8 protein-coding genes are annotated in these 8,383 nt (G+C 74.5%); 5 read left to right on the plus strand and 3 right to left on the minus strand.

Annotation, left to right across the window (positions count from 1 at the left end):
* The coding region (locus tag FM076_RS05795; protein ID WP_173868840.1) for an amino acid permease at nucleotides 1-649 on the minus strand (649 nt) is incomplete at its 3' end.
* Between the two features lie 239 nt (nucleotides 650-888).
* Nucleotides 889-1,899 carry an ATP-dependent DNA ligase gene (locus tag FM076_RS05800; protein ID WP_173868841.1) on the minus strand — a complete coding sequence of 337 codons (1,011 nt, stop codon included), beginning with the start codon at nucleotides 1,897-1,899 and terminating at the stop codon, nucleotides 889-891.
* A gap of 253 nt (nucleotides 1,900-2,152) precedes the next feature.
* Here FM076_RS05800 and tdh point away from each other — a divergent pair, with 253 nt between their 5' ends.
* The 5 genes from tdh (at nucleotide 2,153) to FM076_RS05825 (ending at nucleotide 7,325) form a co-directional block, all read left to right on the plus strand.
* Nucleotides 2,153-3,181 (plus strand): L-threonine 3-dehydrogenase, encoded by a 1,029-nt coding sequence (gene tdh / locus FM076_RS05805; protein WP_173868842.1) that lies wholly within the window; start codon nucleotides 2,153-2,155, stop codon nucleotides 3,179-3,181.
* Nucleotides 3,182-3,214: 33 nt separating this feature from the next.
* Nucleotides 3,215-4,411, plus strand: a complete 1,197-nt coding sequence (locus FM076_RS05810) for a glycine C-acetyltransferase (protein WP_173868843.1) — start codon at nucleotides 3,215-3,217, stop codon at nucleotides 4,409-4,411.
* A 19-nt stretch (nucleotides 4,412-4,430) separates the two neighbouring features.
* Nucleotides 4,431-5,336, plus strand: coding sequence for a LysR substrate-binding domain-containing protein (locus FM076_RS05815; RefSeq protein ID WP_173868844.1), 906 nt, complete (start codon nucleotides 4,431-4,433; stop codon nucleotides 5,334-5,336).
* Nucleotides 5,337-5,517: 181 nt separating this feature from the next.
* The gene (locus tag FM076_RS05820) at nucleotides 5,518-7,002 is read left to right on the plus strand and encodes a sugar porter family MFS transporter (protein WP_173868845.1); all 1,485 of its coding nucleotides are present in this window, start codon (nucleotides 5,518-5,520) and stop codon (nucleotides 7,000-7,002) included.
* A 98-nt stretch (nucleotides 7,003-7,100) separates the two neighbouring features.
* Nucleotides 7,101-7,325: a hypothetical protein gene (locus FM076_RS05825; protein WP_173868846.1), complete on the plus strand. Its 225-nt coding sequence runs from the start codon at nucleotides 7,101-7,103 to the stop codon at nucleotides 7,323-7,325.
* Between the two features lie 95 nt (nucleotides 7,326-7,420).
* Here the strand turns inward: FM076_RS05825 and FM076_RS05830 are convergent, their stop codons facing one another.
* Complete coding sequence (locus FM076_RS05830; RefSeq protein ID WP_173868847.1) at nucleotides 7,421-8,164, minus strand: uracil-DNA glycosylase; 744 nt, start codon at nucleotides 8,162-8,164, stop codon at nucleotides 7,421-7,423.
* Nucleotides 8,165-8,383 lie beyond the last annotated feature (219 nt).

Here is an 8,383-nt window from a genome sequence, read left to right on the forward strand (position 1 = left end):
CCTCCTCCCCCAGGGTGGCGATCCTGGCGTACCCGGCGAACGCGAAGAACAGCAGCCCGGCCGCCTGGAGGAGACCGCCGCCGGTGAGGTCGCCACCCGGCGCGAGCCGGTTCGCGTCCGCGGCCGGCGAGGTGAGGGCCGCGACGACGACGGCGAGCACGGCCAGCACGAAGGCCACCACGGCACGCGTGAGCCACGCCGCCTTCCGCACGCCCGCGCAGCTGAGGGCGGTCAGCGCCGCCACCGCGGCGACCGCGACCGCGTGCGCGTGCGCGGGCCACACATAGCTGCCCACCGTCAGCGCCATCGCGGCGCACGAGGCGGTCTTCCCCACCACGAACGCCCAGCCGGCCAGGTGGCCCCAGAACTCCCCCAGCCGCTCGCGGCCGTACACGTACGACCCGCCGGACGCCGGGTAGCGGGCCGCCAGCCGGGCCGAGGAGGTGGCGTTGCAGTAGGCGACGACGGCCGCCAGCGCGAGCGCCGGCAGCAGTGCCGGCCCGGCGGCGCGCGCGGCGGGCGCCAGGGCCGCGAAGATCCCGGCTCCGATCATCGCCCCGAGCCCGACGAGTACCGCGTCCCCGGCGCCGAGCCGCCGCCGCAGCTCGTCCGGGACGCCTCGGGGGTTCGGCGGCCGGTGCTCGGACATCCTCTCGCGGCTCCCTCTCGCTCGGCGGCGGGCGGCCCCGGTCCTTTCGGCGGGGCGGCGCCCCCTTCGTCCGTGACCGTACGCGACGCGAGCCCGCCGCCGTCACCCCTCCCGGGCGCCCCTTCCGCACCCGGGAGGGGTGACGGCGGGGGCGGGACGGCGGGGAGGGACGGGAGGTGCGGGCGCGGGGTGCACGGTCGGACGGGGGCGCCGGTACGCCGCCCTCCCGGCCGCCGGGGCTACTCGGCGGGGCCCGCCGGGAAGCGGGGCACGTCCTCGGGCGGCACTTCGGGGCGCAGGCGGCGGGCCTGGACCGGGTGGCGCCAGCGGCCCGCCTCGAAGGCCACATCGGCCTCGAACTCGACGACGTGGTCGAGGGTGACGCAGCGGTGGGCCAGGATGTCGCGGGTGCCCCAGCCGGAGCGGAAGCGGGCGCCCGTCCAGGGGTGGTCGTCGCCCGCGGGGGTGAGCAGGCGGCCCAGTTCGCGGCGCAGGGCCGTGGTGACGGGGGCGCTCTGGGCCACCATGCGCAGCTCGCCCTCGTCGTCATGGCGGCCCAGGAGCAGGACGTCGGGTGCGGTGACCGGGCCGGTGACCGCGCCGACCACGGCCTCGGCGGTGGCGCGGGCCCGCAGTTTGCGCCAGCCGCGCTCGCCGGGCCGGTAGGGCTGGCCGAGGCCCTTGACCACCATGCCCTCGATGCCGACCCGGCCCCAGGCGGGGTCGAGCCATTCGCCCGCCCGGTCCGGGTCGGTCGTCATCGGGCACAGGGCCCAGGGGGGCTGGAGGTCGTGGCGGGTGAAGACCTCCTCCAGCAGGGCGCGGCGCTCCCGGTAGGGGCGGTTCATCGTCACCCCCGCGCTCTCGGCGCCGAGTTCGAGCAGGTCGAAGGCGATGAAGTGGGCCGGGTGCGCGGCGGCTGCCGCCTCGGCGCGGCGGCCGGTGCGCTGGGCCCGCGACTGGAGCGCGCCGAAGTCGACCGCGCCGTCCTCGATGACGACCAGTTCGCCGTCGAAGACGGCCTCCTCGCCCAGTCCGGCGGCGGCCCGCAGGATGTCGGGGAAGCCCGGGCCGAGGTCGGTGCCGCGCCGGGACTGGAGGTGGGGGGCGTCGCGGCGCGCGAACAGCAGGGCCCGGTAGCCGTCCCACTTGGCCTCGTACGCCAGGCCCGGTGCGCGGGGCGTGGCGTCGACCGTGCGGGCGGTCATCGGGGAGACGGGCGGGACGAGCCGCCTGTCCTTCTCACCCATAGGCCCACATATAGCGCGGGCCGCCCGGCTCCGCGACCGCGCCGCGGGGTCCCGGCGGAGGGTCCCGCGGCGGGGTGTGAAGGCGATCTGGGGGTGCGGTTAAGAAATCCTCGATGGACCCGGTGGCCGCCGTGCGGCAGATTCGTGCCGGCGGTCCGCCCCCGGTGCCGCCGCCCCTTTCCCGTCGCAGGGCTCAGGGCCGTCCAAGGCCCCGCCGTGCCCTGCCGTGGTGCGAGACGACAGGAGCCGTGGCGTGAAGGCGCTGGTCAAGCAGAAGGCCGAACCGGGACTGTGGCTGGCCGACGTCCCCGAGCCGGAGACGGGGCCGGGCGACGTGCTGATCAAGGTGGAGCGGACCGGCGTCTGCGGCACCGATCTGCACATCCGCGCCTGGGACGGCTGGGCCCGGCAGGCGGTGTCGGCGCCGCTGGTGGTGGGGCACGAGTTCACCGGCGAGGTGGTGGAGACGGGCCGGGACGTGGCCGACATCAAGCCGGGCGACCGGGTCAGCGGCGAGGGCCACCTGGTGTGCGGAAAGTGCCGCAACTGCCTGGCCGGACGCCGCCATCTGTGCCGGGCCACGGTCGGGCTCGGGGTGGGCCGGGACGGCGCGTTCGCCGAATACGTGGCGCTGCCGGCCCAGAACGTGTGGGTGCACCGCACCCCGGTGGACCCGGACATCGCGGCGATCTTCGACCCGTTCGGCAACGCCGTGCACACCGCGCTGTCCTTCCCGCTGGTCGGCGAGGACGTGCTGGTCACGGGTGCGGGCCCGATCGGGCTGATGGCGGTGGCCGTTGCCCGGCACGCCGGGGCCCGCAACGTCGTGGTCACCGACGTCAGCGAGGAGCGCCTGGAGCTGGCCCGCAAGGTGGGCGCCTCGCTGGCCCTGGACGTCTCGCACGCGAGCATCGCCGACGGGCAGCGGGCGCTGGGGCTGCGGGAGGGCTTCGACGTCGGGCTGGAGATGTCCGGGAACCCGGCGGCGCTGCGCGACATGCTCGCCAACATGACGCACGGCGGCAAGATCGCGATGCTCGGGCTGCCCGCCGAGGAGTTCGCGGTGGACTGGGCCCGGATCGTCACCTCGATGATCACGATCAAGGGCATCTACGGCCGCGAGATGTTCGAGACCTGGTACGCGATGTCGGTGCTGCTGGAGGGCGGCCTCGACCTCGCCCCCGTCATCACCGGCCGGTACGACTACCGCGACTTCGACGCCGCCTTCGACGACGCGGCCGGCGGTCACGGCGGCAAGGTCGTCCTCGACTGGACCCGCTGATCCCTGCCCCCTCACCACTGGAGACCTGACAGCATGTTCGACTCCGTACGCGACGAGCTGCGCGCCACCCTCGACGAGATCACCGCGGCCGGGCTGCACAAGCCCGAGCGGGTCATCGGCACCCCGCAGTCCGCCACGGTCGAGGTGACCGCGGGCGGCCGGCCGGGGCAGGAGGTCCTCAACTTCTGCGCCAACAACTACCTGGGGCTGGCCGACCACCCCGAGGTGCTGGCCGCGGCGCACCAGGCGCTGGACCGGTGGGGCTACGGCATGGCCTCGGTGCGTTTCATCTGCGGCACGCAGGAGGTGCACAAGGAGCTGGAGGAGCGGCTGTCGGCGTTCCTGGGCCAGGAGGACACGATCCTCTACTCCTCCTGCTTCGACGCCAACGGCGGTGTGTTCGAGACGCTGCTGGGCGAGCGGGACGCGGTGATCTCCGACGCCCTCAACCACGCCTCGATCATCGACGGCATCCGGCTGTCGAAGGCCCGCCGCTTCCGGTACGCCAACCGCGACCTGGCCGACCTGGAGAAGCAGCTGGTGCAGGCGCGGGACGCGCGGCGCCGGCTGATCGTCACCGACGGGGTCTTCTCCATGGACGGCTACCTGGCGCCGCTGCCCGAGATCTGCGACCTGGCCGAGCGGTACGACGCGATGGTGATGGTCGACGACTCGCACGCGGTGGGCTTCGTCGGCGCGGGCGGGCGCGGCACCCCGGAGCTGCACGGCGTCATGGACCGGGTGGACATCCTCACCGGCACCCTCGGCAAGGCGCTCGGCGGCGCCTCGGGCGGCTATGTCGCCGCCCGCGCGGAGATCGTCGCGCTGCTGCGGCAGCGCTCGCGCCCGTACCTGTTCTCCAACAGCCTCGCGCCGGTGATCGCCGCGGCCTCGCTGAAGGTTCTCGACCTGCTGGAGTCGGCCGGCGAGCTGCGGGAGAGGCTGGCGGCCAACACCGGGCTGTTCCGCCGCCGGATGACCGAGGAGGGCTTCACGCTGCTGCCCGGCGAGCACCCGATCGCGCCCGTCATGATCGGGGACGCCGCCGAGGCCGCGCGGATGGCGGACCTGCTGCTGGAGCGCGGGGTCTACGTGATCGGCTTCTCCTACCCGGTAGTGCCCAAGGACCAGGCGCGCATCCGGGTGCAGCTGTCGGCGGCGCACTCCACCGAGGACGTCCACCGGGCGGTCGACGCGTTCGTGGCGTCCCGGGCGGAGCTGGCCGGGTGACTGGGGGAGAATCGGTCACGTGATCGAAGCGCGGCGGCTGCACATCCTCCGTGCGGTGGCCGACCACCGCACGGTGACCGCCGCTGCCGCCGCGCTCTATCTGACCCCCTCCGCCGTCTCCCAGCAGCTGTCGGCGCTGGAGCAGGAGACCGGGCACCGGCTGGTCGAGCGCGGCACCAAGGGCGTCCGGCTCACCCCCGCCGGGGAGATCCTGCTCGCGCACACGCATCTGGTCCTCGCCCAGCTGGAGCGCGCCGAGGCGGAGCTGGCCGCCTACGGCTCGGGCGCCGCGGGCCAGGTGGACCTGGCCTCCTTCGCCACCGGCATCGGGCTGGTGGTGGCCCCGGCGCTGGCCCGGCTGGCCCGTACCGCGCCCGGGATCCGGGTGCGGGTCAAGGACGCGGAGGGCGACGCCAGCCTGCCGATGGTGCTGGACCGGGAGACGGATGTGGCGGTGGCCGTCGAGTACCGGGGCGCGCCCGGCGAGGACGACCCCCGGCTGTGGCGGGTGCCGCTGTACGCGGAGCCGTTCGACGCGGTGCTCCCGGTCGGGCACCGGCTGGCCGGGGACGGGCGGGTGCCGCTGGCCGAGCTGGCCAAGGACACCTGGATCGGCCCCTTCCCCGGCAACCCGTGCCACGACGTGGTCGTCCTGGCCTGCGAGCACGCGGGCTTCGAACCGCGCATGGAGCACTTCTCCGACGACTTCCGGGCGGTCGTCGCGCTGGCCTCGGCGGGCGTGGGCGTCGCGCTGGTGCCCCGCTCGGCGCTGCGGGGCACCGACGCCGACGTGGGCGGTGTCGCCGTGCACCCGGTGGAGGACAGCGCCCCCACCCGCCGCGTCTTCGCCGCCGTCCGCCGGGGCGCGGAGGAGCACCCGCTGATCAGTCCCGTCCTGGAGGCACTCACCGAGGCGGCCCGCTAGCCCTGGCCCCTGTCCGCCGGCGGGCCGGCCACCGCCGCAGCGGGACAGCAGGCATGTCCCGCTGCGTGGGTGGTATCCGATCTCCGACTCCAGCCGCAGGAGATTGTCTCCCCCTCCGGAGTACGCGACGATACGGAGTCATCTGTACGAAAATGTACGAATTGGTCAGGTGACACAGCGCATGGCTGAGACGGCTTCGCACGGCCCGCCCTCCTCGCCCTCCGGCCACCACGGCAAGGCGGTCGGCATCTCGATCGCCGCCGCCGTCGGCGGGTTCCTCTTCGGCTTCGACTCCTCCGTCATCAACGGGGCCGTCGACGCGCTCTCGGACCACTTCGAGCTGGGCGCTTTCCTGTCGGGGTTCGTCGTCTCCATCGCCCTGCTGGGCTGCGCGGTCGGCGCCTGGTACGCGGGACGGCTCGCCGACGGATGGGGGCGGCGCAATGTGATGCTGCTCGGCTCGGGAATGTTCATCGCCAGCTCCGCGGGCTCCGCGTTCGCCTTCTCCGTGCCCGACCTGCTGCTGTGGCGCGTCATCGGCGGCCTGGGCATCGGCATCGCCTCCGTGATCGCGCCCGCCTACATCTCCGAGGTGGCGCCCGCCTCCGGCCGCGGCGCACTCGGCTCCCTCCAGCAACTGGCCATCACCATCGGCCAGCTCGTCGTCCTCAGCTCCAACAAGGGCCTGGCGGGCGCGGCCGGAGGCGCCTCGCAGGACCTGTGGTTCGACATGCCGGCCTGGCGCTGGATGTTCCTGGTGGGCGTCGTCCCGGCCGCCGTCTACGGGGTGCTGGCGCTGCTGATCCCCGAGTCCCCGCGCTACCTGGTGCTGCGCGGCCGGTACGAGGAGGCGGCGGGCGTACTGGGCCGGGTCAGCGGGGAGCCGGACCCCGGCGCGAAGGTCCAGCAGATCCGGGAGACGGTACGCAAGGAACACCGCAGCAGCTTCCGCGACATCCGCGGCGAGCGGTTCGGGCTGCACCCACTGGTGTGGGCGGGCATCATCATGGCCGCCTTCCAGCAACTGGTCGGCATCAACGCGATCTTCTACTACTCGACCACGCTGTGGAAGTCGGTCGGCTTCAGCGAGTCCCAGTCCTTCACCACCTCGGTCATCACGGCGGGCATCAACGTGGTGATGACGGTGGTCTCCATGCTGTTCGTCGACCGGGTGGGCCGGCGCAGGCTGCTGTCCATCGGCTCCGTCGGCATGTTCTGCTCCCTGGCGCTGACCGCGGTGGCCTTCTCCCACCAGCGCGGCAGCGGCAACGACGTGTCCCTGCCCGATCCCTACGGGCCGATGGCGCTGGTCGGCGCCAACGCCTTCGTGATCTTCTTCGCCCTCTCCTGGGGCCCGATCATGTGGGTCATGCTCGCGGAGATGTTCCCCAACCGGATGCGGGCGATGGCCCTGGCCATCGGCACGGCCTCCAACTGGATCTTCAACTTCCTGGTGACGTTCTCCTTCGAGCCCATGACCCGCAAGGTCGGCCTGACCTGGCTGTATGGCGCCTTCGCCTGCTTCGCGCTGCTGTCCTTCTTCTTCGTCCGCGGCAAGCTGCCCGAGACCAAGCAGCGCGAACTGGAGGACATGACCGGCGAGACCTACCGCAGGCCGGAACGACCGGAACGCACAGGACGCACGGAACGCTCGGAACGCCGCTGAGCGTCACGGCGCGGAGGGCCGACCCCGGCCCGGGGTGGGGGCCGGGCCGGGGTGGGGGCCGGGATGCGGCGGCGCGGCGGGGGGCGCACGCTGGAGGCATGCCCGAGGCACCGATCATCGTGTATCCGCCCGACGCGCACGGCGGCCGCCGGGTGCGGGCCGACGGCGCGATCCTGGGCCGGGCCTACAACGTCAACGACGTGCTGGCGCTGCTCGGCGACGCCGGGTTCGACCCGGACGGGATCGCTCTGGACGGGCCCCTCATCGAGTGGCGCGGCGGAGGCGCCTACGCCTGGGACCCCGGCGAGGGCGACGAGGGGTGACCCCGCCGGCCGGGGCGGGGAGCCACCGGGGCGGGGAGCCACCGGGGCGGGGAGCGGCCGGGCGGGGAGCCGCAGGGACCGGGGCGGTGGTGCCCTCACCGGACGCTCAGCCCCGCCTCCCGCGCCGCGGCCCGCAGCACGTCCCTGAGCATGGCGGGGGTCAGCCGGCCGGTGAAGGTGTTGCGCGGGGTGACGTGGTAGCAGCCGTACACGGCCAGGGGTGCGGCGTCGCCCTCGGCGGGCGGCAGGGCGACGCGGACTCCGTGGCCGAACGCCGGACGGGGCCGCGGGACGTGCCAGCCGCCCTCGGCCAGCACCGGCAGCACCGTCTGCCAGCCGAAGGCCCCCAGGGCGACGACCGTACGCACCGTGGGGTGGAGCAGTTCCAGCTCTCTGACCAGCCAGGGGCGGCAGGTGTCGCGCTCGGCGGGCGTGGGCCGGTTGGCGGGCGGGGCGCAGTGGACGGGCGAGGTGAAGCGCGCCCCGTACAGCTCCAGTCCGTCGCCGCGGTGCGTGGAGGTGGGCCGCGAGGCCAGACCGAGAGCGTGCAGGGCGGCGACCAGGGCGTCGCCGGAGCGGTCGCCGGTGAACATCCGGCCCGTGCGGTTGCCGCCGTGCGCGGCGGGGGCGAGGCCGACCAGGAGCATCCGCGCGTCGTTGGGCCCGAAGCCGGGCACGGGCCGCGCCCAGTACTCCCAGTCCCGGTAGGCGGGCCGCTTGTCCCGCCCCGCCTCCTCGCGCCACTCCACCAGCCGGGGGCAGGCCCGGCAGACGGTCAGCGACCGGTCCAGGTCCGGCAGGCCCGCGGCGCGCGGTGCCCGCTGCCGGGGATAGCTCATCTGCGCTCCGTCCCACTCGTACCGTCGTCCGCCCGTCCGGCCCTTCCAGGGTTCCAGACCGCGCCCGTTCCACACCTGCGCGGCGTTGCCCGACGCGCGGCGGCCCGCGACCGTTGCCCTGACATCCGTCAGGTACCGGCCGCACCGAGCAGCGCCCAGCATGGGTGCCCGGCGGAGGCGGCCACCGGCGGCCACCGCCCGACCGCCGAGCCACAGGGC

Source organism: Streptomyces albus subsp. chlorinus, assembly GCF_013302895.1.
GTDB lineage: Bacteria > Actinomycetota > Actinomycetes > Streptomycetales > Streptomycetaceae > Streptomyces > Streptomyces chlorinus.

Coding starts and splice junctions, on each gene's coding strand:
- FM076_RS05800 (WP_173868841.1), bottom strand. CDS start 1,899: ATGGGTGAGAAGGACAGGCGGCTCGTCCCGCCCGTCTCCCCGATGACC.
- FM076_RS05810 (WP_173868843.1), top strand. CDS start 3,215: ATGTTCGACTCCGTACGCGACGAGCTGCGCGCCACCCTCGACGAGATC.
- FM076_RS05820 (WP_173868845.1), top strand. CDS start 5,518: ATGGCTGAGACGGCTTCGCACGGCCCGCCCTCCTCGCCCTCCGGCCAC.
- FM076_RS05825 (WP_173868846.1), top strand. CDS start 7,101: ATGCCCGAGGCACCGATCATCGTGTATCCGCCCGACGCGCACGGCGGC.
- FM076_RS05830 (WP_173868847.1), bottom strand. CDS start 8,164: ATGAGCTATCCCCGGCAGCGGGCACCGCGCGCCGCGGGCCTGCCGGAC.